Origin of the sequence: Nostoc sp. 'Peltigera membranacea cyanobiont' 232 (genome assembly GCF_002245985.1) — a bacterium.
Taxonomy (GTDB): domain Bacteria; phylum Cyanobacteriota; class Cyanobacteriia; order Cyanobacteriales; family Nostocaceae; genus Nostoc.
Map to the genome: position 1 here is coordinate 1 of NZ_NOLK01000018.1, position 24,124 is coordinate 24,124.

Sequence of the window (24,124 nt, forward strand, 5' to 3'; positions counted from 1 at the left end):
ACTCATTGTTGCTATTGCATCACTGAATACGTAGAACCAGTATCAAGTCTTCCAAGTAACTCTTAAATTCAGTAAATCAAACCTATAGTACACAAGTTCGTATCTCATTCAAATGCATACCGCTATATGTATGAAAAAATATCACCTTAAAACACCCAAAGTCAACACCCTACCTGTACGGCAACTGTCACGGTACGGAGCGACTAATCCAATCTGGCTTCTCAATTAACTCTGGCGCACTAACCGTCATTAACAACGTATTTGTTAGTGACGGTGTTACAGGTTTGGTGATTAAGGATAGCGATGGAAGCACGCTCTACAACATTGCCACTACTGCTTATAAAAAGGCAACAGAAGCCGAAAGTATTGGAGAACAGGCAAAACGTATTGCGGGAGATGCTTTAGGGAAAGCAGGTACTGCGCTGACTACCGCACTGACAGCGATCGCACTTTATCAGGGGATTAAGTCACTGCGCGGGTTGCAAGGTATACCGGGAATACGAGGAATACCGGGCATTAAGGGTGACAAGGGCGATAAAGGTGAAAGGGGACTACCAGGATTGAACGGCGTTACAACGGTTGTCACCCTCCCAGGTGCAAAGGGCGATAAGGGCGAGCCTGGTAGAAATGGTAGCAACGGTAGACCAGGTATTGGAATTCCCGCATTCTAAAAATTTCATATTGCCTCAGTGACTAATTTTCCCCTTTATACTTCACTGGGGATTCCAAGCAGCAAAAGCTAAAGTACCCCAACCAGCAAGAAAAGCTGCACCGCCGAGTGGTGCGATCGCTCCCAAGGATTTAATACCAGTTAAACTAAGGGCGTACAAGCTACCTGAAAAAATAGCAATACCAACGAGAAACAGCCATCCACTGGCTACGAGAGTGGGTTGAGGGGACTCGGTACAACTAATTAGTATTGCTACTAAAAAAAGTGCAAGAGCATGATACATTTGATAGCGAGCGCCAGTTTCAAAAATTTCTAGCGATCGCTCACTAATTTTTTCCCGTAAGGCATGGGAAGCAAAAGCACCAGCAGCAACTGACAAACCGCCTAAAATGGCAGCTACGCTCAAAAAAATCTGCGTCATTAGACCTAGCCGTAAGTTGATTATTAGTCATTGGTCATTGGTCATTGGTCATTGGTCATTGGTCATTGGTCATTAGTGAATAAGAAAGAATAAAGGACAAATGACAATTAGACATCAAAATGATATGATACAGCCCCTTCTTCGTTCACCTTAAAGTTTGCATTGAATTCTTTAGCTTTTTCATCTAAATATTGTCTGGCGTGGGTTGCGGGCAGTTGTGAGTGCATTGCAAAGCCTAAAACAGTTACGCGCCCATGATTTTCTTCTAGCATCTCATAAAAAATCGATTGCAGGCGATCGCTAACTTGTTGATTAAGCGCCTTTTTCTCTTGCCGACTTTGACGATACAATCCCAATGCTAACCATGTCCCCAATGTTAAAGTTGGCACACCAAAAATTAGACCGCCAACAGCAGTATTATCATCTTCGTAAGTAGCATTTGGCGCAGTAAAATCATACTTGTCTGTGGGTATTAAGATGGCTTTACCTGTAGCAACTTTTTCCACTATAGCTGTTGCTGATAGCGTGAGAAACATGAATCCGAGTGTCAGTAGCCAACCAGCAGCCAATTTTTCAGCAGTTTTCATAGCTTCACTTCAGATTTACACTTTGCTAGCGATTTTAACCTTACTTTCGCAAAGCTTCCAATATATCAATTTACTCCCAGCGACGATTTTTTAGCTTTTGCATCAAATTTTTTGCCTGCCTTTCTTGAAGAAGCAAGGGTATTAAATACATACAACATACCCAGTAATCATGCAATATTTCGACAAATTAAACCATTTGATAACACCGAAATTGAACAATTCCTGCAACCATTTAAATCAGCATCCCAGAATTTTGAACCAGCTGTATCCTCTATCAAAGCTTCTAAGGATAAAATTTATCGGAATACAAGGGAAATCTGGTTACTTCCTGGAATTATTTTCTTAGGATCATCGGCGATCGCCATCAGCTTATTTTATAATATTTACTGATGCTCCCAATCAGAGCGATAAGCAAAATCAGAACTTAGCGCTAACTACAATACCTGCCAGTGTTAAGCCTTGAAATTGTCAAATCGCAGCAAAGGTAAATAGACCTCTTGCTGCGATTTTCACCTTAGTTGCGTGTAGCTTCCAGCAGGCGGGAAAAATAGAAGCGAGTCTTCGTCATCGCCTTTCGTTGCAATGAAAAACCATTAGTTTCTAAAATTTTCACCACATCAGCCTCACGATGCAAATATGCACGAGTCGCTTTACTTGGCCCGGGAAAAAAACTACCAATTTTCTTGAGTATAGTCAGAGCGCAGGTCTTGGGCGCAAAACTGAGAATTATCCGCGACTGTGCCAAAGAACAGAGATGAGAAATCATCTCATCGGCTTTTTCTTGGGGGTAGTGGATGAGAACATCCAAGCAAATAACGGTATGGTAACTCCCACTTAACGATTCCAAATCCTGCACGGCAAAAGTGGGATTTTCATCATTTCCCAAGGTTTGTTTGGCTCTATCCTTGCCTTCTTCCACCATTTTCTCAGAAATATCGGCGGCATAGACCTTGGCACCATCTACCGCTAGGGGAATGCTGAGACTGTTAAACTAAGCGACTCCCTCACGGGTACCGCTCGTCTTCAAAACCGGACGTGAGACTTTCACCTCATCCGGCTCCTCAATGACTTGGCGCTTGTCGTGCGTACCTCCAACCGAATCATCTTCGGTTGTTTTGGTATCGTGGCAGTGTTTGTGTAGAATCTGGAGATTTTTGTATTCGTCTTTTCCCTTTTTACTTAAAAGGATTATGTGGTCAATCTCCAGTAAATCTAACTCTCGAAAATACAATCCGCAGTGAGTACATTTCCCTTTTTGCTTTTTAAGTAGTAAGGACATCCTTGTACTTAATTCAGGGTGTTTACTCATTCTTTAACTCCAGTAAATTAGGTTGCCATCATAAGGACTGGCATCGCCTTTAACTTTCACATGACAGACAATTTTTGTTTCCGTGTGTGAATGTAACCGCATTGGATTTTCACCTTTTTGGTTAGTTGCGAATACCCAATTATCTCCGCCAATACTTTGCCAATATTTCTTTGACACCCATTCTGCTGATTGGTTGGGGTGGCGGTGATTTGCCCAAGCTTTTAGCTTTGGATACATTAAGTTATCTATTGCGGCAAAGGTTTTCTTGCTTACCGTTGTCGAGTAGTAGTTTGACCATCCTCTGATTACCGGGTTTAGTCGGCTGATTAGCGCCGTATGTGGCGTTGCCTTATGGTCATCGATGATACTAGCTATTCGTTTGTAATGTATCTTTTGCTTTTGTTTGCTTGGGGTGATGATTGTCTTAAAGCCTAGTTTTGAGTGGTTTTTACCCACATGGAACTGCCTAATATTAAAACCAAGAAATTCAAATCCAGGTTTTTCATTTTCACACTGATTTAAGGTGTGGGTTAGGCGTGTTTTGCTTGGCTTTAGTTCAAGACCCATGCCTTTTAACCATTCAGAGATAATACTCTGGCATCTTTGGACAACGGTTACATCTTCGTGGAGAATTACGAAGTCGTCGGCATATCGGATTAGGCTTAGGCTTGCACGGTTAACTTTTTTACCGTAGCCGGCTCTGGTTGGCAGTGTTTCAGCATACTGCTTTATCTGATTTTCCATTCCGTGGAGGGCAATGTTGGCAAGTAGTGGAGAAATGACCCCGCCTTGCGGCGTTCCCGTCGCACGGGTACGTGCGCCCGCTTCGCTATCAGATGTCTGTTGGTACTGCAATTTGTCCATCACTCCCGCTTGCAACCACGCACGTATTTGACGGCGAATGGTGGGGAATGTATTTATTTTTTCTAGCAGTGCCTTATGGTTGATACGGTCGAAGCATTTTGCAATGTCAGCATCCAGTACATATTTTGGCTTATTGCAAATTGCTGTAAATACTGCTTCAATCGCATCATGGCATGAGCGTCCTGGTCTGAATCCATAACTGTTGGGTTCAAATCGCGCTTCCCATTCTGGCTCTAATGCCATCTTGACAAGTGCTTGCAAGGCTCGGTCATACATTGTAGGGATACCCAGTGGTCGCTTCTCTTCTTCTCCGGGTTTGGGAATCCATACCCGCCTAGTTGGGCGACATTTTGATTTTGGTTTTAATTTGGCAACTAAGGCGAAACGTTGCTTTGGAGTCAGCGATTTTATGCCGTCTACACCCTGAGTCTTCTTGCCTTGATTGTCTTGTGTTACCCTTCTGACCGCTAAGACCTTTGCTGACCAGGACTTCATCAGTGTCTTCTGGAGTCTGCGTATTGCTTTGACATCACCACGAGATGAGGCTCTGTAAATTCTTTTTTGCAACTTGTAAACACGTTTTTCTAGTTTTCGCCAGTTAATGTGTTTCCATTCCACCGTCGATTGGTCATCCTTTACCGTTGGAATTGGCGTATCCGGGCGGATTGCTTTTTCTGCTGGCTTAAGATTGATTCGTCGCGTTTTAGACATATTCATTGCTACTTGTGACTTTACAATCCAATTCATCGTGAGTCCGTCAGCATATCCTCGCCATTACAGCGAGGCTTTCGCTTCTGACTCAATCCTGCCTATTGCCTCATGCGGTTAGCACCTACTCAGTTATCGACCTGCCTGAGAGAGAACAATAGGTTACTTCGTTCCGAATGACCATTGGTTGAATCTTTAGAGTTGATACTATCCACCGGGTTTGTTGGGAGTGCATACTGGTCAAATCGGTATTGCCAGTCCCTTATCCTTTGCCTTTTGGCTCCAGCGTGTGTAGCCTTATTTCGCTGGGTATGCGTGACGATGGTTCAGACGTATCTTCGCTTGCGCTACTCATAGATTCTTGCTTGGAGGAATACCAGCTTTAGGCTGCCAGTAAGAACTCCTTTTTTTCCCGCTTTACGGATTGATGGCTAGTCGCTACCGTAGGGAAGATGCTGTCACTGCTGCACTTGCAGGGTAGGACTTACACCTACATGGTCATTCAGTTGTCATGGTTCTATGAACCAAGCTAACCGTCCCTGAGTATTTCTACTCATTTAGGTTAAACGAATCGCACACCGACACCACACCCAGCATCACAGATTGATAGCTCTGGTAAATTGTTATCAGCCTTCAGCCAACCGAGAACTGTATCCACCGTTTGCTGGTGTCCATTGCGGATGTCTAGTTGAACTTTGTTGACTTCGCCATCGCCATAGATTCGCTTCCAACGGTCAAACCCTGTGGAATTGAAATATTCGCGAACAATCGTTTTGTCGTCGGCTACGTTCATAAACTTTGATTTTTAGGGGTTCCCAATACTTAAAATTATCATTGATAGGAACCCATAAGAGCGGTCTTCCAGATTTTTCCAGATATAGTTTGCGGCTATGGGTTTGGAGCAAGTTTTTTCTTTAGCATCAGAATACCCTATTTCAGTTACCCACCGCATTGGTCAATTGCGATCGCTGTTGGGTCAGGTGATGAGTGTATCATTAAGATGGGAATCGACAAGAGCGATTGCCGAAACCAAGAGCAAACCCAACGCCACAACCGACGCAACCACGCCCAAAACCCACGGCGAGAAACTACTGTGTACTATGCTGATGCTCTGACGGGTTGTTGAACTTGCGATCGCACTATATTCCAATGATTATAATAAATTAAGAAGTTGGTAACTAAGGAGCAATGCCAAAGAAAGTAAGAGAATTGAAAGCAATGGTAGCAAAAGTTGGGTATATCCTTCAGCCAGGACGAGGCAAAGGAAGCCATACATTTTGGAAACATCCAATACTACCGGAAGAACCCCTTACTATTCCTGGTAAAGATGGTGATGATGCTCCGCTATATTTAGAAAGAGGCATTCAACGGGTGCTGAAAAAGCTGGAAGAACTCGAAAAACTTGTAAACGAGGAAGGTGAAGAATGATCTATCACTACAGTATGGTGATTCAATGGTCACAAGAGGATCAACTTTTCTTAGTTCACTTGCCTGAGTTCCCTTGGCAACAATTTCATACACATGGTAGAACTTACGAGGAAGCTGCCAAAAATGGTCAGGAAGTAATCGAGGCTTTTGTGGAAATGCTTTCTGAAGAGAATAAACCATTGCCAGAACCAAGAATGCTACCTACAAAGCCTCTGCAAGTAGCTTAGTTGTGGGTTGATAGAGATTTAGGTGTGGTTAGTGCGTTACATTTCATTAAGATATCCTACAATATCGCACTCTATAAAGCCTCTTCTGTGCGTAAAACAAAATCACTGCCGGAACCAAGCGCGTACCCAACGCCACAACCGATACAACCACGCCCAAAACCCACGGCGAGAAACTACTGGCGTTTTTGATTGCGAAAGACGCTCAATTGCGTTGTTGCAATCTTGCACATCAGCATCGAGTCTCATAGTCTTATATAGTTCGCTGGCATTACGATAAGCACCCAGCGCATTTGATTCTTGGCCAACTTTTTCCAATTCCAAACCTAAGTTACACCAGGCAATTGCTTGCCCTCGAATATCGCCTATCTCTCTTTTGATTTCCAAAGACTGCTGGTGGAATTCAATCGCCCGTTGGTACTGTCTCATGGAGTAGTAAGTATTGCCCAAACCGATTAAGGAAGCACCTTCGCCATTGTAATCGACTATCTTCCTAAATATTTCCAAAGACTGCTGGTAGAACTCAATCGCTTGTTGGTACTGTTTCAGGGAAAAGTAAGCATTGCCCAAACCCATTAAGGAATTACCTTCGCCATTGCGATTGCTTATCTCCCTAAATATTTCCAAAGACTGCTGGAAGAACTCAATCGCCCCTTGGTACTGTCTCAGGGAAAAGTAAGCATTACCCAAATTGCCCAAGGAATTACCTTCGCCATTGCGATCGCCTATCTCCCTGGATATATCCAAAGACTGCTGGAAGAACTCAATCGCCCGTTGGTACTTTTCCAAGGAAAAGTAAGCAAGACCCAAATTCATTAAGGATTTGCTTTCAGTATTGCGATCGCCTATCTCCCTGGATATATCCAAAGACTGCTGGAATAACTCAATCGCCCGTTGGTACTTTTCCAAGGAAAAGTAAGCAAGACCCAAATTCATTAAGGATTTGCTTTCAGTATTGCGATCGCCTATCTCCCTGGATATATCCAAAGACTGCTGGAAGAACTCAATCGCTCGTGGGTACTCCCCCAAGGAAAAGTAAGCATTGCCTAATGAAGTCAGAGAAGCCCGATAATTACAATTTTCTCTATCGTCAATTTCTTCCCATTTATTTACCAACTGCCCATATAATTCTACTTGGTCTATGTAATAACCCTGTAAGGTTAAAAAATCATCGCAAACCCAAATGCTATCAAAGGCAGAGTTATAATCTTGCAACTGATAAAAGTGATTGAAGATTTCCAAGTATTCTTTAATATCGTCTTTTGTCGTCCAAGGTGGTTGTTTAGCGATTGAGCGATAATAACCAATGGCTTTTTGATGCGCCTCCGTCCGATCGCCAGCTTTATACCGCACATACTCCAACACCACTGCCTGAAACTCAAACCGCCGCCTACCATTGAGTTTTTCTACCAACAAAGAACGCTTAACCAGATTCCTCAATTCTCCCTCAATCTCGGCTGCTGAACTTACCGGCAACATAGCCACTGCTGCTGCACTGTCAATCGCACCACGATAAACACTAATATTCAGCAACAACACCTTTTGTAACTCATTCAACCGATTAAAACTGGCATCCAATACCAACACCATCCCCACATTTTCCCGGCGATGGATACCTACCACTTGGGAATCTGTCAACAACTGCCGCAAATTCCCTAAGCCTAAATCTGCTAATCTGCTTAAGTCTGGGTCTTGGGGATATTCTTCTTTTAATAAGTCTGCTACCAATCTCAACAGTAGGGGATGTCCATCTACTAATTCCACAAACTGCGTTAAATCTCCCCGAATGCCTAATACAGTTAACACTGCTACTGCTTCATCTAGTTGCAAACCTTTCAAGGATAGCCACTCAAAGCCTTTTAATTCTGGTCTTTCCCTGGTGGTGACTAGCATCTTACTATTACCGCCAGATTCCACCCAAGCATTGAAAAAGTCACCGTAAAACAGACTTCCCCACAGTCTATCAGATTGTAATAAACTCTCCAGGTTGTCAATAATCAGTAAAAATTGCCCAGAACGTAAACACCTAATTAGCGCCTCTACTAACTGCGCTTCTTGTTCTGGAACGGGAAAGCCAAACTCTGTGAGGACTTGGCGAGCTAAATCGCTAAAACCTGCCCTGTTACTGACATCAGCCCAAAATCGTTTGGGGAAACCCGCAATTTCATCATAAATTTTAGCAGCCAGCATCGATTTACCTGTGCCACCAATGCCTTCTATACCAATTAAAAAGGTATTTTCATTAGTTAACCATTGCTGTATTTGGGCGATTTCTGCTGTTCTTCCTTGCCAGTAAGCCAAACTTTTACCGGGATTCCCTGCTTTGAGAACCCCCGGCGATTCTATTTTGGTACTGCGTTCTAGCAACTCCAATATTTCTTGCTGTGCAGCACCAAAAACAGTAATGGTTACTTTGGGCTGTTGATATTCCTACTCAAGTCATAATTTGGATTATTAACATTACCTGCTGTATTTATCTGTATACTTTCATCGTAAGATTGAGCATTGAGACTAACAGAACTATCAGCAGATTTTGTTTCTTGCAAAATCTTGCCTATCTCTTGTGCCAATGCTGTATCAGAGTTTAAAATATCTTTTAATTGCGCCCGGAACGCTGCTTGGTAATCTTCATCCCCTGGATTTTTCGTTGCTGCTTCGGCTGCTTTTTTCGCGTCTGCGTTAGCCTCTACTTTGGGATATAACTTTCCCCAAATCGCCTTGGCTTTATTCCACACATCTTCACCTACTTTCTGTGATGCCCCTTCTACGGCTTTATTACCCACATTCAACAGATATGGCAGACAGGGAGCGAGAAATTTAACGATTAGAGCTATATCCATTGGTTTATGATCTCTATCTCAGAAATGTACATTTTTACTGAGTATATTAACGCTTTTTCCCCTATCACCTTGATTCTTTTACCTTTAGGACTTACGCAAAAGTACACGCTGTAGGGGCTGCCCCTACATTAAAATAAGGGTTTCGGGTATTGTTTGCGTAAGTCCTGACTTTGACGCGAAATTTAGCCCAATAATCTCAATGCTTGTAACCACTCTTCTATGAATGTTTTTCTCTCAGATAACAGGCACAAATAACAAGAAACCTCCACATAAGTTTTATTTTTCTCCAAAGACAGCAAAAGTTATTCAGGCAACAAGAAAAATTTACTCATCCTATTGTTAAATTTTGTAAAATTGATGTCTTCAAGACTAGAAACCTGATATCTAGATAGCTAAACTAACAAACAGTGCATCTGTACTGTTAATTATTAAAAGTAGATGTGGCGCTATAGCCTGAATGATCCCAGTACAACTCATCCTCAAAAACTTTCTTAGTTACCGTGATGCAACTTTAGATTTTCGCGGTTTGCATACGGCTTGTATTTCGGGTTCCAATGGTGCGGGTAAATCTTCGCTTCTAGAAGCAATCACTTGGGCAATTTGGGGTGAAAGCCGTGCCACTGCTGAAGATGATGTCATCTATTCTGGCGCAAAAGAAGTTCGAGTTGATTTTACTTTCCAAAGTAACCAGCAAAAATATCGGGTGATTCGTACCCGAATTCGGGGCGGCACTAGCGTCCTCGAATTTCAAATCGAAATCCCATCTGGGTTTCGCTCACTCACTGGCAAAGGGGTAAGGGCTACTCAAGATTTGATTTTAGAACATATCAAGCTCGATTACGATACATTTATTAATTCTGCATACTTACGTCAAGGTCGTGCAGATGAATTCATGCTCAAGCGCCCGACGGAACGCAAAGAAATTTTAGCGGAGTTGTTGAAACTCAATCAGTACGATGATTTGGAAGAACGGGCAAAGGAATCTTCTCGTCAGTTCAAAGCACGGGCATTAGAGTTAGAGCGTTCTTTGGAGTCGATTAAAATTCAGTTGCAACAACGCGAGACAACCCAAGCGCAAAGAGTCGAGTTAGAAGCCGAACTCAACCAGCTGCAACAGGTGCAAGCTTTTGATAATATTCAATTACAAAGTTTGCAAGTTGTCCAGCACCAGCGCCAAAATTGGGAACAACAACTCAGTTTTGTAAAGCAGCAATACCAAAATCTTACCCAAGATTGCGATCGCCTCCAACAAGAACAATCAGCTATTGGCTCTCAGCTATCAGATTTAGAAAAAATATTACACCAAGAAGCTGAGATTAAAGCTGGATACGCCGAATATCAAAGTCTCCAATCTCAAGAAGAAGCCTTTGCTGCCAAATTTGAAGAATACACCCGCGCTGGGCAGACTCGCCAACAAAAGCAACAACAGCTTACCAAACAAATTCACGAAATTGAACGGCAACTGCAACAAGCCCAAGCCCAAATCGAAGCTTTGCAGCAACAAGAGCGAGATATTCAGCAAACTCTAACTAAATCAGGTGAAGTCGAAGCTGCTTTGTCACAACTAGCCGCAGCCCGTCACTATGTTAATCGCTTAGATGAACTGCAAATGCAAGTGACTCCGTTGTTGCAACAACGAGCAACTTTACAAAACCAACTCGATCGCACTCATGCTGGTTTATTAGCGCGACTCGAACAACTCCAAAGTACTGAGAATCAATTGCAACGCCAGCAGCGACGACAACCGCAACTACAACAAGCGGTGATGGATGTGGGAATCCAGATTGAGGAACTGGAGAAAAAGCGGGTTTATCTGCAACGAGTGCAAGAAAAAGGGCAAGAAAGGCGGCACTTTATCGAACGTCTACAAGCTCATCAACGGGATTATCAAAAACAGCTGGGAGAATTAGAGCAAAAATTGCAAATGCTCCAAAATCCTGAAGCACTTTGTCCATTATGTGAGCGTCCTTTAGACGAACATCACTGGAGTCGGGTGGTGGAAAAAACCCAGACTGAATTAGAGGATACTCAAGGGCAGTCTTGGGTACTGCGGGAACAATTGGCTGTGTCAGACAAAGAAATTCAGACACTCAGGCAGGAATATCGCGATATATCCCAACAATTGGCAGGCTACGATGGTTTACGCGAACAACGGGGACAGTTGGCAGCACAGTTAGAAGCTACAACTGATGTCCAACAACAGTTACAACAAATTGCTGCCGAAAAACAGCATTTAGAGCGATCGCTCCAAGCTGGTGATTATGCTGTCGATAAACAAGCCGAACTCCGGCAGTTAGACCAATATTTGCAACAAGCTAATTATAATGAACAAGACCACGCCCTCGCCCGCAGCGAAGTTGAACGGTGGCGATGGGCAGAAATCAAACAAGGGCAGATTAAAGATGCAAATAAGCGACAAGGGCAACTATTAGTCCGAAAACCAGAATTACAATCCCAAATTGCCCAATTACAAGCCAGAATCCAACAGGAACAGACTGATTCTGAATGCGCTAAACAAATCGCGGCTCTTGAGCGGCACATTACCGAAATCGGCTACAGTTCTGAGCAGCACAATAATCTACGGATAGCTGTAAAGAAAGCTCAATCTTGGCATTTGCGCTATCAACAACTCTTATCAGCCCAGCAGCAGTATCCCCAACTCCAGACGAGATTGCAAGAGTTAGAGGAATCCAGAAGCGCCAGAGTCACGGAACGGCAAAAACTTGGTGGACAAATCGAAAGCATTATCCAGCAATTACAAGCAACAGCTAACCCATCTGCCCAAATTCAAGCTTTAGAGCAGCAGTTAGCAATCCGCAGACGGCAACTTGATGAGCAAATAGCAAAATTGGGGCGTTTAGAACAGTTGGCGCATCAACTGGAAACGCTGCAAATTCAGTATGAACAACAGCAGCAGCAATTACAATCTTGCAAGCAAGAATATCGTGTTTATCAGGAATTAGCGCAGGCTTTTGGTAAAAATGGTATCCAAGCACTGATGATTGAGAATGTGTTACCACAACTGGAAGCCGAGACAAATCAACTACTTTCGCGGTTGAGCGGCAATCAGTTTCACGTACAATTTATTACTCAAAAAGCTGGACGTAGTGCTAAATCAACCAAGAAAAATGCCAAGTTGATAGACACCCTAGATATTTTAATTGCCGATTCTAGAGGAACGCGATCTTATGAAACTTACTCTGGTGGAGAAGCCTTTAGAATTAACTTTGCCATCCGTTTGGCACTGGCGAAATTATTAGCACAACGGGCGGGGGCGGCATTGCAATTGTTGATTGTGGATGAAGGTTTTGGTACACAAGATGCCGAAGGATGCGATCGCTTGATTGCAGCGATTAATGCGATATCCTCTGATTTTGCCTGCATTCTCACTGTCACCCACATGCCCCACCTCAAAGAAGCTTTCCAAGCCAGAATTGAGGTGAATAAAACTCAGGAAGGTTCGCAGCTGAGTTTGTCAATTTAATCAAATCTTCCCAGTCCCCAATCCCCAATCCCCAGTCCCTAATTCAATTGTATTTTACCCGTGCATCCAGACCTAATGAGCGGAGCTTTTTCGTTAGGGTTTCGGCTTGGGCGCGATCGCTAAATGCTCCAGCATTCACATAATCCCCTAGATGGGATTGCTCTGTAACAGCATCAGGTATATATTGTTGCACTTTAATCAGAGTATCATTACTGGAAATTGGCACTATTACTCTGTAAGGATTACTAGCAACTAATGTGTTGCCATTGGTAACAGGTACTACATAACCACCACTAGGAGGTAATACAGAGCGATAAGTTTGAGGTGCTACATAGTCATTATTAGGAGTTGATGCATAACTATTAGGTTCAGTATAATTGCCCCCAGTTGAGCTATTCAAACCTAATGCTTGCCAAGTTGCCCAATCTACATTTCCAGTAGCATTAATTCGAGAATATTGCTGGAATGCAATCACAGTATCTCTGGTGTAATCGCTGAAAAATCCATCAGGATTGGTATTAGAGAAACCCAACTGCGATAAACGCTCTTGAACTAATGTGACATTATCTCCGCGATCGCCTACAGTCAGATAATCTCTGCTCGGTTGTTGAGTAACAGATCCGCCTGTAGAGACTCTACGCACTGCCTCCAAAACTTGAGCATTGGCAATGCCATCTACAGGTAGGCGATTATTTTGCTGGAATTTGCTCACAGCATTTCTAGTTACCGGGCCAATAGTCCCAGTGGGATTAGTATTAAAATAACCTAACTGCCGCAACCGCACTTGTAGTTCTCTGACTTGTTGGGTAGAGAGACTGGTTCTGGCTTGAGTTGGAGACGAACCTAGCAGTGCGTTCCAAGTTTGTTGATTCACAATCCCGTTAGCAGCTATCCCATAATTTCGCTGGAATTTGATCGTAGCATCTCTAGTCTTTGGGCCAAAATTTCCAGTGGGATTAGCATTCAAGTAACCTAACTGCCGCAGACGCTGTTGTAACCTTGTCACGGCTGCACCAGTTTTGCCTTGAGAGAGAACAGGATATTGGCCACTTGGCGATGCCTGCGGTGGGCTGCGCCTACGCGATGCGGTACTATTATTCCTACCAGCAGTTCTACTTTGACATGCTCGTTGTAAAGCCTGTTGCGTATTAACACCTATAACCCCATCAGCAGGTATTCTGTTTGCTTGCTGAAATTTGATCGCAGCATTTTGAGTAAAACCAGCAAACTTACCTGTAACAGGGCCGTTAAAGTAGCCTAATTTTTTTAAACATCTCTGGCTACTGCTAACTTCCGGCCCATTACTTCCGATTTTCTGAAGTGCTAAAGCTTGCCCAGCTATACTCAGAAGCCCTGTAATCAGTGCCACAGATAAAAGACGCATTGACGCACCGCTAGATAACTTTTTCCAATTCAAAAATTTGAAATTAGCTACGCTAGGAACAGTCTTGACACTTTTGGATGCCTCATAGACTGAGGCAAGCTTAGTTAAATAACTATTTACCCCTGTTTTCACTTGCTTTTTTCAAGTTATGGCTATGGAGGATTATACCAGTTTCTCTGTGTTATGCTTGCTTTTTGTATGATTCTTTACAAGTAATTCACCAGAATAGCCAGGGGGAGGGGATCTACTCTTAGAAGGGAGAAAGAATTAAAAGAGCCATCCTAGTTTCAGAGCAACAAAATTTATTTATAGAATTTTTATTGCTCTGGTTTTTCAGGCTGTTGTTCATCAACTTTTTCAGTATTACCTGCTTTCACCCAACCTTCTTGTTCGCTACCTTCCAAACGGATCTTTTGCCAAGCTTTGTCCTCGCTTTTTGACAAAATAATAATTTTTTGATTAAAAGCAACCCCACCAATTTTTTCAGCTTCTTGATTTGGTTGCGATCGCAAACTCAAGCCTTCAGCCCAACTAACACGCCCTCGGTAAGCTCCCGATGGCAAAGGTTTTGGTGATGGGGTAGCCTTTGGCGATTCTGTGGGAGTGGAGGTTGGAGACGATTTAGTCGATGTCTCAGGCGTAAGGCTGGGTTTGCCTTCTCCAGGCTGAGTTCCTTTTGGAGCTTGGGCTTTTACCGAGGGGCTATCGTTGGAAAAAACGGGTTTGGCAGGAGGTATGCCGGTGCGATTCATGAAATAGAGTGCAACTGCAACGCCGCCACCTACCAATACAGCGATCGCTAAGAAAAACCCAAGTATAAATTTTGTTAAGCCAGACAACATAATTAAAACCCGATTGCCAGTAGTAAATAGTCAATAGTCAATAGTAATTCATGATTAACTATTGGCTATTAACTAGCAATTATTAACTAATCAATTATTGTAGCTACTGTTGAAGCGTTCACGTAGTGCGCCGGAGGCGATCGCTTAAAGGATTGTGTTTCGATGCTAAACGCGCTCTCCCAGCCGCCGCCCATTCTTGGAGTTGCTGAATTTGCTCTACAGCAGTTCGCGCCAACGGGATAATCTGACTCGCTGCTTCTAAAATATCGTCAGTAGCAAAGTCACGGTTTTGGCTAAATCCAATATGCATCGCTTCAATTAAAGTTTGCTCAATCTCTGCTCCCGAAAAATCGGGCGTTTCATAAGCTAACCTTTCAATGTCATAACTTTTCAAGTTATGGGGGCGCAATCGGGATAAATGAACATCATAAATTGCTTTTCTCTCTTCTTGGGTGGGCAAACCCACAAAGAAAATTTCATCAAATCGCCCTTTGCGGAGCATTTCCGGCGGTAAGGCTTGGATATCGTTGGCGGTAGCGACGACAAAAACGGGTGAGCTTTTTTCGGCTAGCCAGTTAATAAAAGTACCAAACACCCGGCTGGCTGTTCCAGCATCACCTTTGCTACCAACTCCGGCAAAGGCTTTATCTATTTCATCAATCCACAATATACAGGGAGCGAGGGCTTCAGCTACTTGAATCATTTGCCGAGTTCGAGATTCTGATTCACCCACCAAACCACCAAATAATCTGCCTACATCCAGACGTAGTAAGGGTAAATGCCAGTGATGAGCGATCGCTTTTGCTGTTAACGATTTACCAGTTCCCTGAATACCCACCAACATTAAACCACGGGGGTGCGGTAATCCGTACTGTCGGGCTTTATCAGTAAATGAGCCTCCCCGACGGATTAGCCAGTCTTTCAAGTTATCCAATCCGCCGATATCAGAAATTTGCTCAGTGGCGGGGTAGAAGTCCAGGATTTGGGTTTGGCGGATAGTTTGGCGCTTTTCTTCCAAAACCAGATCCACGTCTTCTGGTTGCAATTCGCCGTGGGTAGCGATCGCTTTTGCCAAAACCCGGCGAATCCGTTCCATCGAAAGTCCTTGACAAGAACGCACCAAATCATCTAAAACTTGGACAGAAAGTGAGTTACCAGTACTTTGTAGTAAGCGTTCTATCTCAGTTTTAATTTCTGGGGCGGCGGGTAAGGGAAACTCGACGACTGTCAAAACTTCAGTTAAATCGTCAGGAATGGCGATGCGTGGCGACAATAGGACAATATTTTTTGGTTGCGACTTTAGAAGTCGGGAGAGATTGCGGAGTTTGCGAGCGATCGCAACATCATCTAAAAAGCGATGATAATCTCGGAGAATCAATACAGCTGGCGCAGAAGCTGGTAATTTTTCGATAAATTCTAAAGCTTGTAGGGGGTTACGTCGCCCAAACCCAACATCATTGGGGTTTCCCTGGTAGCCATCGACAAAATCCCAAGTATAGACTGGGCGATTACCCTGGTTGGTTGCTTCTTCCCGAATTGCTGCTTCTACCCGTTCTTCCTCATAAGTGGGAATATAAATTAAGGGGTAACGGGCGCGTAGCAGCAGTTTAAACTCTTCACGGAAGTTCATATATAGCTGTTATTGGTTAGTTTCTCTTGAACGCAATGTACAACTTTCTTGGTTCAGAAAGCCAATGAGTAACCAGCAAGAACAATACAATATTGCTTTTCTCGTTCAGCAACTATGCACAAGTCAAGATAACGCTATTCTCAAACAGACTGTTAAACATTTGGGATTTATTGGTGCTAATAACCCGGATGTAATAGCTGCCTTGATTCATGTAGTACGTACCACAATTGATGAACCAACACGCTGGGCAGTAATTCAAAGTTTGAGCGAAATTGGTACTGATAATAATGATGTTATCCAAACTCTGATTGAGCAAATCAACACTGCTCGTATACCTACCCGCAGGATAGCAGCTCAGAATTTGGCAAAAATTGCTGTTGGTAATCAATATGCAATTACTAGTCTAATAAGTTTGGCACAAATAACTGAAGAAGAACATACTCGGCAGTATGTTGCTTATAGTTTAGGATTTATTGCAAAAGGTAATAGAGAGGCTGTTAATGCTCTAATTGATTTAATCTATAAAAGTTCCGATGAATATACTTACAAGTTATGCGTTGATGCTTTTACAAATCTTGCTAAGTGGAATAAAGAGATAATTGACGCTTTAATTCATATAGACAAAACAGCAGAATTTTGTACTCGTTTGAAACTATTGCGGACGTTAAAAGTAAGAGGAATAAATATAAATGGCTATACTTCGTATTCTTCATTTCGTCCATTGTTAGAACAAATGAAAGAAGAAAATAACCAAACTGAATAATAGGTCTGACTTTTCACGATATCTGGAAAACTTCTCCTCTTGTGGTTCAGGGGGTTGTGTTTCGCGTAGTTTATCCTAAAAATTCTGGATCGTTTAATATTTCTTCCATCATTTGACCAAAAGATGGATATCTTTGTGCATCTCCATATTTAGAATCAAAGTACCAAGTTTCCCACTCACCATCACTTCTAATAACTTTAGGATTAAGTAAAAAAATCATAAAATATTCCTCACTACTAATTTCTAGACACGTTTGTAGATGTTCTACACGAATATAAGATTGCTCATTACCGTAAACAAAATATTCTTCGTCTGGTATTGGTTCCAAATCCTGGTGCAGTTCTATTAACTCATCTATATAGCTTTCTCTATCTAAAATATACCACTGAATTTCTTCAACTGAAGAAAATTTGATGCCATACTCTGAAGTAGAATGCAACCCATTGGAAACTTTGAGAAACTCTCTGTAAGAAGACGGAAAGGTTACACCTAATCTAGCTTCCTCAGCAGAGATTTGCTCTTCAGTTGCACCTGGATAGCCTAGAGATCCAGATTCAATAATTTCTGGAGGTAACTCTTCCTGCTCATACTCTTCAAGTGCTTCTATTCGCTGACGGCTCCATTCTCTAATACGACTTTTCCAGTCAAAAGTCTTCATTATATGATTTTTTTATTGAAAGTTAACTAATCAGTAGTTTAACAAAAAAAGCTTTAATAGTATTAATTGATAAATTTTTATGTTAAACATTGTTTACTTAATTAAAAAACTAATAATTTAGAGAAATAAATATTTTTTGTAATTTTTGAAAAGGAGATTATTTAATATTAGTTGAAGTAAGAGCTTCTGAACATTATGATTAACTTAGTTTTAGTAATTGATGAAATACAACAATTTTGGCTATCTTTTAGATAGAAATATGACTATCAAATCTTACCAAAAGTATTTAATAAAATACAAAACAATAAGCTTGTCTACACAGGCTTATTGTTGTAAGTCCAGATTTCAGTCTAACGAATTATCAAATTACTATCCCGGAAGTTGCTTTTTCAAAGCTTCCAGAGAAGCCCAACGGTTATCAACTGGCGTTTCAGGACTATCAGAACTATCAACAGTACTACTTACAGGAATACCTGGACAATTGCGATGCCTACGGCGGTAAATTATGCACGGGCGGGAAATCACCTTGGTTAAGATGCTCTTAATGTTCTGTTACCAAACCTGGGAGGTTTTAGATTTAGTAAGGTAGAATTTATATACTCAAGTAAGGAATCCTTACATTTGATAGCAAAGACTAGGAGGCAAGTCATGCTCGCCAAGTTAACTTCTAAAAATCAACTAACGCTGCCTAAAAGTATTACTCGTGAAATCGGTGAGGCTGAGTATTTTGAGGTAAAGGTGGAGGGGGGGCAAATTATTCTGACTCCTGTAAAAATTCATCGGGCTGATGCGGTTCGATCTAAGCTGGCGGATTTAGGACTGAGTGAGCAGGATGTGGCTGATGCAGTGGCTTGGGCGCGTCAATCGTAATGGTTTGTCCACGGGTGGTAATTGATACTAATATCATCATCTCGGCGCTGATATTTGGGGGCAGAGTATCTAGGCTTCGTTTGGCATGGCAGGACAATCTCTTCACTCCCCTGGTTTCTAAAGCGACAACAACTGAGTTAATCCGAGTGCTGGCTTATCCAAAGTTTAAGCTCACGCCAACTGAGCAAGAAGATTTACTATCGGATTACATACTCTTTTGTGAAGCTGTAGCGATGCCCGACCGCTTGCCTGTAATTCCTGAATGTCGCGATCCGTTTGATGTGCCTTTTTTACTTTTGGCTGCGATCGGTGAGGCTGATTATCTCGTGACCGGCGATCGCGATTTACTCAGTCTAAAAGATAATTTTTCTTGCCCGATTATCACGGCTGAAGATTTTCTAAATGTTATTGATGGTCAGTCACCCTAATTTTTCCGGTGATGCCTTGTAAAAGTGGTATTTGTTGCCATAAGTTTTCCCACTACTTACAAGCCTCGTATATTTACCACCCATGCTGTCTCTGTCGAGTTAATATTCCCGAAAGCGATGCCTACGGCGGTAAACTACGCACGGGCGGTAAATCATATAATTTTAGGCATAAGCAATAGGCTATTAGTTCGGAAGTTGCTTTTTCAAAGCTTCTAGAGAAGCCCAACGGTTATCAACTGGAGTATCAGGACTATCAGAAATCTCAGCAGTACTACTTACAGGAATACCTGGACAATTGCGATCGCACAATTGACGCTGAGGTACTGCCAAGCACATCTGCTCATACAGCCATTCGTTGGGATAAAAATAACCATCGGGTGGTAGGGTTTCAAGCAATTCTTCCAAAACTACTTCCCTTTCTAGGGGCAAGTCATTTACTTGATTTGCAGTTTCGTCTAACCAGATGATTTCTTTTGTATCAAGCCCTAAGCGTCGATTGTATTGCTGCAAGCAGCGATTGCAGGTACAAGTAATAATTGTTTCTGCCTGAGCGGATACTTCCAGGTAACTGCCATGATGCTGCACGCGCACATGACCGCGAACTGGTGTCAACGTTTCCAGACCAGGCAGAAATTCCTCAACTTGAACTTCCTCTGTCCGCTCCGGGGCTTTGGTTAGCTGCGGAATATAAATTGCGTCCATAGGATTTGTGAGACATCCTCACGAAAATTAATGGTCATTATCAGCAATAATACTGATACTACATCTTTATTTTAGCTTTTAGGAACAAGAGAAATTTTGAAATTATATTGAGCTTTCAATTAACCCTTGTACAGACGCGATTAATCGCGTCTCTCCTCACCCTTGTACAGACGCGATTAATCGCGTCTCTCTTCTTCCGAAGAAACTGGTCGCACAACCAGATGACGATGTGGCTCTTTGCCGCGACTGAAGGTTTCCAAATCTCCAAATTCCTTCAAGAAGGTATGGATTTGCCGCCTTTCAGCAGAACTGAGGGATTTGATTTCTACTTCTCTACCAGAAAAGCGCACTTCATCGGCCGCTGCTTCTGCTAATGCGCGAATTTCGGCTTCTCGTTTGACCCGGTAGCCATTCAATTCAATAGTGTAAGAGGCTTGTTCTTCTGGGGGTTGGCTCAGATTTAAAACCGAATTTGCTAGATACTGAATCGCATCTAACACAGAACCATCAGTACCAATTAATACCTGGATTTGTTCTGTTGTCAGATTAGTTTGATCGATTGTCAACCAGTAATTATCTGGTTCTGGGGAATCGCCTTCTTGAGATTGGGCCGTTTCTAAATGACCCTGAATCTCAGCAGGGACTCCAGTGAGTTCCAGCAGGGTTTTTAACCACTGCTGACCTCGCTGCATCGAAATGTTACTCATGATCCCCCTGTGGCCTTTTTCTTAGAGCTTTTCGGTTCAAATGGCAATGCTTTTTGTCCAGTAGATGTTGTTGCTTCTTTCTCCTGAGTTTCTACAATTTTTTGCAGTTCTTCTGGTAGAGGTTCGCGGGAAAGAAGATAAGTTTGTGCGGTTTGAAAAATATTACCAATCACCATATACATCAGCACCCCGGCTGGTAGGGGAAAGAACAAAAACATCCCAGAGAAGATGACTGGAGTGATTTTGTTAACGGTATCCTGCTGGGGATTACCACCACTGGAATTTTGCCCAGAAAGCATTTGGCTAACATAAAGGCTGATTCCAAAGAAGACAATCATGGCGACAATATCCCAGTGGATTGTGCCATCAGGATCTTGTGCGCCAACCCTGCCTAAAGCATCAATGAATAGAAAACCTTTTTCTGCTGCTAGTCCAGGAATTGTTCCTTGAATGCTAACTTCTCCCGGTTGCAAGGCTTCTACATTGCCATCAGCATCAATTTTTATCCGCTCTTCCCCTTTGGTGACTTTCCAATCAGGAACTAGCTTATTTTCTGGGTGTTCTGCTAAAAGTACCTGAAAGGGTTTGCCCTCAACAGTCTGATATTGGATCTTAGTTTGTTCTCCCACCGCCAGTTTGTTGCCACTGGGAAGGATTGCAGCTACTTTAACGTGTTCCCCATCCGCAACATAAATATTTTGAGGAGCAGTAGCAAAGGCTTGCGGTTGAATTTGCTCGATTTGTTCTGCGGGAAGGATTTGCAAGTTAACGCTGTAGTTCGCACTTGCAAAAGGCGAACCCCGCAAAGTAGCAAACAGCGCTAATAAGACCGGCATTTGTACTAGTAATGGAAAACAGCCTGCCAAGGGGTTGCCAAATTCTTTTTGGACATTGACCATTTCCTCCTGCTGCTTTTGCGGTTCATCCTTATAACGCTCTTTAACTTCTGCTATCCGCTTCTGCATTAGAGGTTGTACAATTCGCATCTTCCGCATGTTGCGAATTGAGCCAGCACTCAGGGGATAGAGCGCGAAGCGGACTATCAATGTCAAAGCAACGATCGCCAATCCGTAGCTAGGCACTATACCATAGAAGAAATCTATGATTGGCAGCATCACGTTGTTCGAGAGAAAGCCGATACCAAAATCCATTATTCTGAATTCAACCTGAGGTACTGTAAACTGACTGAATCTAATTTATCTAAATCATTAATTATGTGCGACTACCCTTAGCTACGGATAGCCGCACATTCTAATAGGGCATTGGGAATTGAGCATTGGTTCTTCTCCCTCCCCTTGCTTCGATCACTTGTTAGCAGTAGCGCTATATTCGGGATTTTTCGCAGCAATTCTTTCATTAATGTAGTCATAGACTTCCCGAAATTTGGGAATTGCACGCAATTCGAGACGACTGCCATTTCTGAGGGTTAGTACCATATCTCCCCACAAACCAATGCCACGGGGGATCGTAACAACTTTGACAATTTCTGAGTAAATTATGTCAGTGCGATCGCGCCCCTGCCAACCTCCGATTACGGTAACTCGGCGATCGGTGATGCGGAAACGCAGCCACAATGCCCTAACAATTGCTCCAACTGTTAATGGTATTCCAACAACAGTTAACCCAATTAGCAGGTTGACAATTAAATCCCCAATATGGGGGCCACCTTCATAATAAACATCTTCACGAATTCCCATCGAACACCTCAGCTTGTGCCAACAACTGCTCTAATTCTTGCAGAAATTGTGGGCTTACGCACTTAGATTCTGCTGCTGTGGGTTTGACAATGAACACTAACCGCCATCCTGGTGATAATTTGGGTAGCAAGTTATATAAAGCAGAGGTAATTTGCCGTTTGATTCGGTTGCGAACCACTGCCCTTTTACTGACTTTTGTGCTTATGGAAATACCAATTCGCGTACTGGCAAGATTTACTGAGTCAATTGCTGGTGTAGTCTGGGTGGCAGTGTCCAAAGAAGGTTTTCTTGAACACAACGGCTTTAAGGCTCTCAATGTTAAGTAAGAGCCATTACGCCGAATTCCTTCCCGGAAAACTGCCTGGAAATCCTTGCGGTATTTTAGCCGATTTGCTTTAGGCAAAGCCACAGATGCTCTTTTAGCTCAATATGTCCTAAACACTCAAACGGTGACGACCCTTTCTTCTCCTAGCGCTAATCACGTTTCTACCGTCTGGTGTCCGCATCCTGGCGCGAAAACCAGAGGTTCTTTTTCTCTTACGGCTAGTGCCGCCTAGTGTTCTTTTCATACTCTTCTCCTCTTAGGTGATTTTTATAAAAACTCACAATCTCTAACTGTATCACCTTTTTTAGTGAATTGGGAATTGATTGTTCCTCTTGTTCCCTTATCTGCCCAGTCTCCAGTAACCATTCCCCAGTCTTAATTGATGCTCAAAATCCATGTTCCCAGGTAGCGCAGTAGTGGTACATCGCCAGGGGAGAGAACTTGACAATTAAAATAGTAAACTCCGCCGAAGGATGGGTTTTTCACGTTAGAAAAGACTACCTCAACTGCACTACCTGCTGGCACCGGCTCTTGAGGATAAATATTAATCAGCTTACCTTCTTTGTCCCACTTCACCTCAGAAAGTGGAACTGCTTTGCCTTTGACTCGGACTTCAATTTCTTTCTGGTCAAAAGTTCCTTTGTAATAATCGGGGTAGGTAATGGCAAATTGACCAACTGCCAATTTCATTCTTTTGGCTGGAATCTTTAATATGTATCGATCCCAACCATTGGCTTGTCCGCCAAAATCTAACCGAAAGGGCAGTTGATTGTCGGCTTTAACACCGCTAAAGAGTGTAAATCCTGGTAAGCTATCTGCCCAAGTCAGGGCTGGAAATGCAGTCACTAAACAGCTAGTCACGGCTAAAGCGGAAAGTAAACGTCGCATAATTGAGCTTCCTCTACCAAAAAATAAATCTGTTATCTAAAATAACCGTGTGTTAGTATTCGTTACTAAAGTTTACTACTCACTTCCTGACAATTGACGTTCCGTAACAACAAAAAGTGCCATTCTCCCTGATGTTTGGGCGACAGTAAAATTCCTTAGTAGTAAATTTAACCAATAATCAATTTACTTCATTACCCTTACAGAGTACTGATTTGATGACTAGGTTGGTCAAATTTTCAACTAAATATAAATACAGTCGGGATTTGATTGTGTTTCTAAATATGTACAAGTGTATCTAAATTTGAGAGTTTTGTTATAAAAATTGAGGGATGCCATCAGCGATCGCCAGTTAACTTGAGATAAATTGATTAAGATAAGTTGGAATGAAATTCGTAATCATTAAAATTTGATTTGGAAATTCTCAAGCTTCAAAAATTCGGTCAATATTACTCTATAAGAAAGGAATACCAAAATTTCTCAATCCCGAAAACAAGCTAAAGATAAAGATGCAAAATTTGGGAATCAACTTAGGATGTGCAATACGTAACCCTGTTTGCAACTATCTGAAAATATGACATCTGCGAGCGGCAAAGTCAGGCTTTGCCTGGAGAGCTAAGAGTGGGAGAGGAAAGATTCAAGGTTCCATCTACAAGTAAAAGTCATGGTTGATGTTCCTGCCTAAGTACTATGAGTGC

26 protein-coding genes and 3 pseudogenes are annotated in these 24,124 nt (G+C 42.5%); 9 read left to right on the top strand and 20 right to left on the bottom strand.

Annotation, left to right across the window (positions count from 1 at the left end):
* The first annotated feature begins 284 nt into the window (after window positions 1–284).
* The gene (locus CDG79_RS08455; RefSeq protein WP_143855447.1) at window positions 285–671 is read left to right on the top strand and encodes a collagen-like triple helix repeat-containing protein; all 387 of its coding nucleotides are present in this window, start codon (window positions 285–287) and stop codon (window positions 669–671) included.
* 42 nt (window positions 672–713) lie between these two features.
* On the opposite strand, the gene CDG79_RS08460 is transcribed toward CDG79_RS08455, so the two are convergent.
* A complete protein-coding gene (locus CDG79_RS08460) occupies window positions 714–1,091 on the bottom strand; it encodes a DUF423 domain-containing protein (RefSeq protein WP_094341744.1) in 378 nt (125 codons plus the stop codon).
* A gap of 107 nt (window positions 1,092–1,198) precedes the next feature.
* Entirely contained in the window at window positions 1,199–1,678 is a 480-nt protein-coding gene (locus CDG79_RS08465; RefSeq protein WP_094341745.1) for a hypothetical protein, read from the bottom strand.
* A gap of 111 nt (window positions 1,679–1,789) precedes the next feature.
* Here CDG79_RS08465 and CDG79_RS08470 point away from each other — a divergent pair, with 111 nt between their 5' ends.
* Window positions 1,790–2,068, top strand: a complete 279-nt coding sequence (locus tag CDG79_RS08470; RefSeq protein WP_094341746.1) for a hypothetical protein — start codon at window positions 1,790–1,792, stop codon at window positions 2,066–2,068.
* A gap of 124 nt (window positions 2,069–2,192) precedes the next feature.
* On the opposite strand, the pseudogene bchM reads toward CDG79_RS08470, so the two are convergent.
* The 4 genes and pseudogenes from bchM to CDG79_RS08485 all read right to left on the bottom strand — a co-directional run.
* A pseudogene (bchM, locus tag CDG79_RS08475) lies at window positions 2,193–2,663 on the bottom strand (magnesium protoporphyrin IX methyltransferase); the annotation flags it as partial.
* 6 nt (window positions 2,664–2,669) lie between these two features.
* Window positions 2,670–2,957 carry an HNH endonuclease gene (locus tag CDG79_RS43540; RefSeq protein WP_223278058.1) on the bottom strand — a complete coding sequence of 96 codons (288 nt, stop codon included), beginning with the start codon at window positions 2,955–2,957 and terminating at the stop codon, window positions 2,670–2,672.
* 33 nt (window positions 2,958–2,990) lie between these two features.
* Entirely contained in the window at window positions 2,991–4,562 is a 1,572-nt protein-coding gene (ltrA, locus tag CDG79_RS08480; RefSeq protein WP_223278059.1) for a group II intron reverse transcriptase/maturase, read from the bottom strand.
* A 574-nt stretch (window positions 4,563–5,136) separates the two neighbouring features.
* Window positions 5,137–5,352, bottom strand: a pseudogene (locus tag CDG79_RS08485) (magnesium protoporphyrin IX methyltransferase); the annotation flags it as partial.
* Window positions 5,353–5,455: 103 nt separating this feature from the next.
* Here CDG79_RS08485 and CDG79_RS08490 point away from each other — a divergent pair.
* The 3 genes from CDG79_RS08490 to CDG79_RS08500 all read left to right on the top strand — a co-directional run bounded on the left by CDG79_RS08490 (window position 5,456) and on the right by CDG79_RS08500 (window position 6,214).
* On the top strand, window positions 5,456–5,674 hold the full coding sequence (locus tag CDG79_RS08490; protein ID WP_189524925.1) for a hypothetical protein: 219 nt from the start codon (window positions 5,456–5,458) through the stop codon (window positions 5,672–5,674).
* 73 nt (window positions 5,675–5,747) lie between these two features.
* On the top strand, window positions 5,748–5,987 hold the full coding sequence (locus CDG79_RS08495; protein ID WP_094341748.1) for a type II toxin-antitoxin system HicA family toxin: 240 nt from the start codon (window positions 5,748–5,750) through the stop codon (window positions 5,985–5,987).
* A complete protein-coding gene (locus tag CDG79_RS08500; RefSeq protein WP_094341749.1) occupies window positions 5,984–6,214 on the top strand; it encodes a type II toxin-antitoxin system HicB family antitoxin in 231 nt (76 codons plus the stop codon). The genes CDG79_RS08495 and CDG79_RS08500 overlap by 4 nt, the downstream gene beginning before the upstream one ends.
* Window positions 6,215–6,316: 102 nt before the next feature.
* Here CDG79_RS08500 and CDG79_RS08505 read toward each other — a convergent pair whose 3' ends face one another.
* Both CDG79_RS08505 and CDG79_RS08510 read right to left on the bottom strand, forming a co-directional pair.
* A complete protein-coding gene (locus tag CDG79_RS08505; RefSeq protein WP_223278060.1) occupies window positions 6,317–8,578 on the bottom strand; it encodes a tetratricopeptide repeat protein in 2,262 nt (753 codons plus the stop codon).
* A gap of 41 nt (window positions 8,579–8,619) precedes the next feature.
* Window positions 8,620–9,051 (bottom strand): hypothetical protein, encoded by a 432-nt coding sequence (locus tag CDG79_RS08510; protein ID WP_094341751.1) that lies wholly within the window; start codon window positions 9,049–9,051, stop codon window positions 8,620–8,622.
* A 457-nt stretch (window positions 9,052–9,508) separates the two neighbouring features.
* On the opposite strand from CDG79_RS08510, the gene sbcC reads away from it, so the two are divergent.
* Window positions 9,509–12,535 (top strand): exonuclease subunit SbcC, encoded by a 3,027-nt coding sequence (gene sbcC / locus CDG79_RS08515; RefSeq protein WP_094341752.1) that lies wholly within the window; start codon window positions 9,509–9,511, stop codon window positions 12,533–12,535.
* A 43-nt stretch (window positions 12,536–12,578) separates the two neighbouring features.
* Here sbcC and CDG79_RS08520 read toward each other — a convergent pair whose 3' ends face one another.
* From CDG79_RS08520 to CDG79_RS08530, 3 genes are all read right to left on the bottom strand, one after another.
* Complete coding sequence (locus tag CDG79_RS08520; protein WP_223278061.1) at window positions 12,579–13,919, bottom strand: peptidoglycan-binding domain-containing protein; 1,341 nt, start codon at window positions 13,917–13,919, stop codon at window positions 12,579–12,581.
* A gap of 317 nt (window positions 13,920–14,236) precedes the next feature.
* Entirely contained in the window at window positions 14,237–14,761 is a 525-nt protein-coding gene (locus tag CDG79_RS08525) for an SH3 domain-containing protein (protein ID WP_094341754.1), read from the bottom strand.
* 118 nt (window positions 14,762–14,879) lie between these two features.
* Window positions 14,880–16,391: an AAA family ATPase gene (locus CDG79_RS08530; RefSeq protein WP_094341755.1), complete on the bottom strand. Its 1,512-nt coding sequence runs from the start codon at window positions 16,389–16,391 to the stop codon at window positions 14,880–14,882.
* 64 nt (window positions 16,392–16,455) lie between these two features.
* Here CDG79_RS08530 and CDG79_RS08535 point away from each other — a divergent pair, with 64 nt between their 5' ends.
* Window positions 16,456–17,154, top strand: coding sequence for a HEAT repeat domain-containing protein (locus CDG79_RS08535; protein WP_094341756.1), 699 nt, complete (start codon window positions 16,456–16,458; stop codon window positions 17,152–17,154).
* Window positions 17,155–17,224: 70 nt separating this feature from the next.
* Here the strand turns inward: CDG79_RS08535 and CDG79_RS08540 are convergent, their stop codons facing one another.
* Both CDG79_RS08540 and CDG79_RS08545 read right to left on the bottom strand, forming a co-directional pair.
* Window positions 17,225–17,812 (bottom strand): SMI1/KNR4 family protein, encoded by a 588-nt coding sequence (locus CDG79_RS08540; RefSeq protein WP_094341757.1) that lies wholly within the window; start codon window positions 17,810–17,812, stop codon window positions 17,225–17,227.
* Between the two features lie 369 nt (window positions 17,813–18,181).
* A pseudogene (locus tag CDG79_RS08545) lies at window positions 18,182–18,298 on the bottom strand (YceD family protein); the annotation flags it as partial.
* 162 nt (window positions 18,299–18,460) lie between these two features.
* On the opposite strand from CDG79_RS08545, the gene CDG79_RS08550 reads away from it, so the two are divergent.
* Together CDG79_RS08550 and CDG79_RS08555 are read left to right on the top strand one after the other, a co-directional pair.
* A complete protein-coding gene (locus CDG79_RS08550; protein WP_094327679.1) occupies window positions 18,461–18,682 on the top strand; it encodes an AbrB/MazE/SpoVT family DNA-binding domain-containing protein in 222 nt (73 codons plus the stop codon).
* Window positions 18,682–19,110 (top strand): putative toxin-antitoxin system toxin component, PIN family, encoded by a 429-nt coding sequence (locus CDG79_RS08555; protein ID WP_094341758.1) that lies wholly within the window; start codon window positions 18,682–18,684, stop codon window positions 19,108–19,110. The genes CDG79_RS08550 and CDG79_RS08555 overlap by 1 nt, the downstream gene beginning before the upstream one ends.
* A gap of 183 nt (window positions 19,111–19,293) precedes the next feature.
* On the opposite strand, the gene CDG79_RS08560 is transcribed toward CDG79_RS08555, so the two are convergent.
* The 7 genes from CDG79_RS08560 to CDG79_RS08590 all read right to left on the bottom strand — a co-directional run bounded on the left by CDG79_RS08560 (window position 19,294) and on the right by CDG79_RS08590 (window position 23,429).
* Window positions 19,294–19,812 (bottom strand): YceD family protein, encoded by a 519-nt coding sequence (locus CDG79_RS08560; RefSeq protein ID WP_094341759.1) that lies wholly within the window; start codon window positions 19,810–19,812, stop codon window positions 19,294–19,296.
* A 176-nt stretch (window positions 19,813–19,988) separates the two neighbouring features.
* Entirely contained in the window at window positions 19,989–20,519 is a 531-nt protein-coding gene (locus CDG79_RS08565) for a Jag family protein (RefSeq protein WP_094341760.1), read from the bottom strand.
* Window positions 20,516–21,670, bottom strand: coding sequence for a membrane protein insertase YidC (gene yidC / locus CDG79_RS08570; protein WP_094341761.1), 1,155 nt, complete (start codon window positions 21,668–21,670; stop codon window positions 20,516–20,518). The genes CDG79_RS08565 and yidC overlap by 4 nt, the downstream gene beginning before the upstream one ends.
* Window positions 21,671–21,823: 153 nt before the next feature.
* On the bottom strand, window positions 21,824–22,216 hold the full coding sequence (locus CDG79_RS08575; RefSeq protein ID WP_094327631.1) for a PH domain-containing protein: 393 nt from the start codon (window positions 22,214–22,216) through the stop codon (window positions 21,824–21,826).
* Window positions 22,203–22,625, bottom strand: a complete 423-nt coding sequence (gene rnpA / locus CDG79_RS08580) for a ribonuclease P protein component (RefSeq protein WP_094341762.1) — start codon at window positions 22,623–22,625, stop codon at window positions 22,203–22,205. Before rnpA ends, CDG79_RS08575 begins: the two co-directional genes overlap by 14 nt.
* Before the next feature lie 25 nt (window positions 22,626–22,650).
* A complete protein-coding gene (gene rpmH / locus CDG79_RS08585; protein WP_094327629.1) occupies window positions 22,651–22,785 on the bottom strand; it encodes a 50S ribosomal protein L34 in 135 nt (44 codons plus the stop codon).
* Between the two features lie 131 nt (window positions 22,786–22,916).
* Window positions 22,917–23,429, bottom strand: a complete 513-nt coding sequence (locus tag CDG79_RS08590; RefSeq protein WP_094341763.1) for a DUF2808 domain-containing protein — start codon at window positions 23,427–23,429, stop codon at window positions 22,917–22,919.
* Window positions 23,430–24,124: the final 695 nt, after the last annotated feature.

What these genes read in the sequence shown, in the direction of transcription:
- CDG79_RS08590 (WP_094341763.1), bottom strand. Translation starts at nt 23,429, where the DNA reads ATGCGACGTTTACTTTCCGCTTTAGCCGTGACTAGCTGTTTAGTGACT.
- CDG79_RS08550 (WP_094327679.1), top strand. Translation starts at nt 18,461, where the DNA reads ATGCTCGCCAAGTTAACTTCTAAAAATCAACTAACGCTGCCTAAAAGT.
- CDG79_RS08530 (WP_094341755.1), bottom strand. Translation starts at nt 16,391, where the DNA reads ATGAACTTCCGTGAAGAGTTTAAACTGCTGCTACGCGCCCGTTACCCC.
- ltrA (WP_223278059.1), bottom strand. Translation starts at nt 4,562, where the DNA reads ATGTCTAAAACGCGACGAATCAATCTTAAGCCAGCAGAAAAAGCAATC.
- CDG79_RS08495 (WP_094341748.1), top strand. Translation starts at nt 5,748, where the DNA reads ATGCCAAAGAAAGTAAGAGAATTGAAAGCAATGGTAGCAAAAGTTGGG.
- CDG79_RS08510 (WP_094341751.1), bottom strand. Translation starts at nt 9,051, where the DNA reads ATGGATATAGCTCTAATCGTTAAATTTCTCGCTCCCTGTCTGCCATAT.
- sbcC (WP_094341752.1), top strand. Translation starts at nt 9,509, where the DNA reads ATGATCCCAGTACAACTCATCCTCAAAAACTTTCTTAGTTACCGTGAT.
- yidC (WP_094341761.1), bottom strand. Translation starts at nt 21,670, where the DNA reads ATGGATTTTGGTATCGGCTTTCTCTCGAACAACGTGATGCTGCCAATC.
- CDG79_RS08565 (WP_094341760.1), bottom strand. Translation starts at nt 20,519, where the DNA reads ATGAGTAACATTTCGATGCAGCGAGGTCAGCAGTGGTTAAAAACCCTG.
- CDG79_RS08560 (WP_094341759.1), bottom strand. Translation starts at nt 19,812, where the DNA reads ATGGACGCAATTTATATTCCGCAGCTAACCAAAGCCCCGGAGCGGACA.
- CDG79_RS08540 (WP_094341757.1), bottom strand. Translation starts at nt 17,812, where the DNA reads ATGAAGACTTTTGACTGGAAAAGTCGTATTAGAGAATGGAGCCGTCAG.
- CDG79_RS43540 (WP_223278058.1), bottom strand. Translation starts at nt 2,957, where the DNA reads ATGTCCTTACTACTTAAAAAGCAAAAAGGGAAATGTACTCACTGCGGA.
- CDG79_RS08555 (WP_094341758.1), top strand. Translation starts at nt 18,682, where the DNA reads ATGGTTTGTCCACGGGTGGTAATTGATACTAATATCATCATCTCGGCG.
- CDG79_RS08525 (WP_094341754.1), bottom strand. Translation starts at nt 14,761, where the DNA reads ATGTTGTCTGGCTTAACAAAATTTATACTTGGGTTTTTCTTAGCGATC.
- CDG79_RS08460 (WP_094341744.1), bottom strand. Translation starts at nt 1,091, where the DNA reads ATGACGCAGATTTTTTTGAGCGTAGCTGCCATTTTAGGCGGTTTGTCA.
- CDG79_RS08520 (WP_223278061.1), bottom strand. Translation starts at nt 13,919, where the DNA reads ATGCGTCTTTTATCTGTGGCACTGATTACAGGGCTTCTGAGTATAGCT.
- CDG79_RS08535 (WP_094341756.1), top strand. Translation starts at nt 16,456, where the DNA reads ATGAGTAACCAGCAAGAACAATACAATATTGCTTTTCTCGTTCAGCAA.
- rpmH (WP_094327629.1), bottom strand. Translation starts at nt 22,785, where the DNA reads ATGAAAAGAACACTAGGCGGCACTAGCCGTAAGAGAAAAAGAACCTCT.
- CDG79_RS08500 (WP_094341749.1), top strand. Translation starts at nt 5,984, where the DNA reads ATGATCTATCACTACAGTATGGTGATTCAATGGTCACAAGAGGATCAA.
- CDG79_RS08465 (WP_094341745.1), bottom strand. Translation starts at nt 1,678, where the DNA reads ATGAAAACTGCTGAAAAATTGGCTGCTGGTTGGCTACTGACACTCGGA.
- CDG79_RS08575 (WP_094327631.1), bottom strand. Translation starts at nt 22,216, where the DNA reads ATGGGAATTCGTGAAGATGTTTATTATGAAGGTGGCCCCCATATTGGG.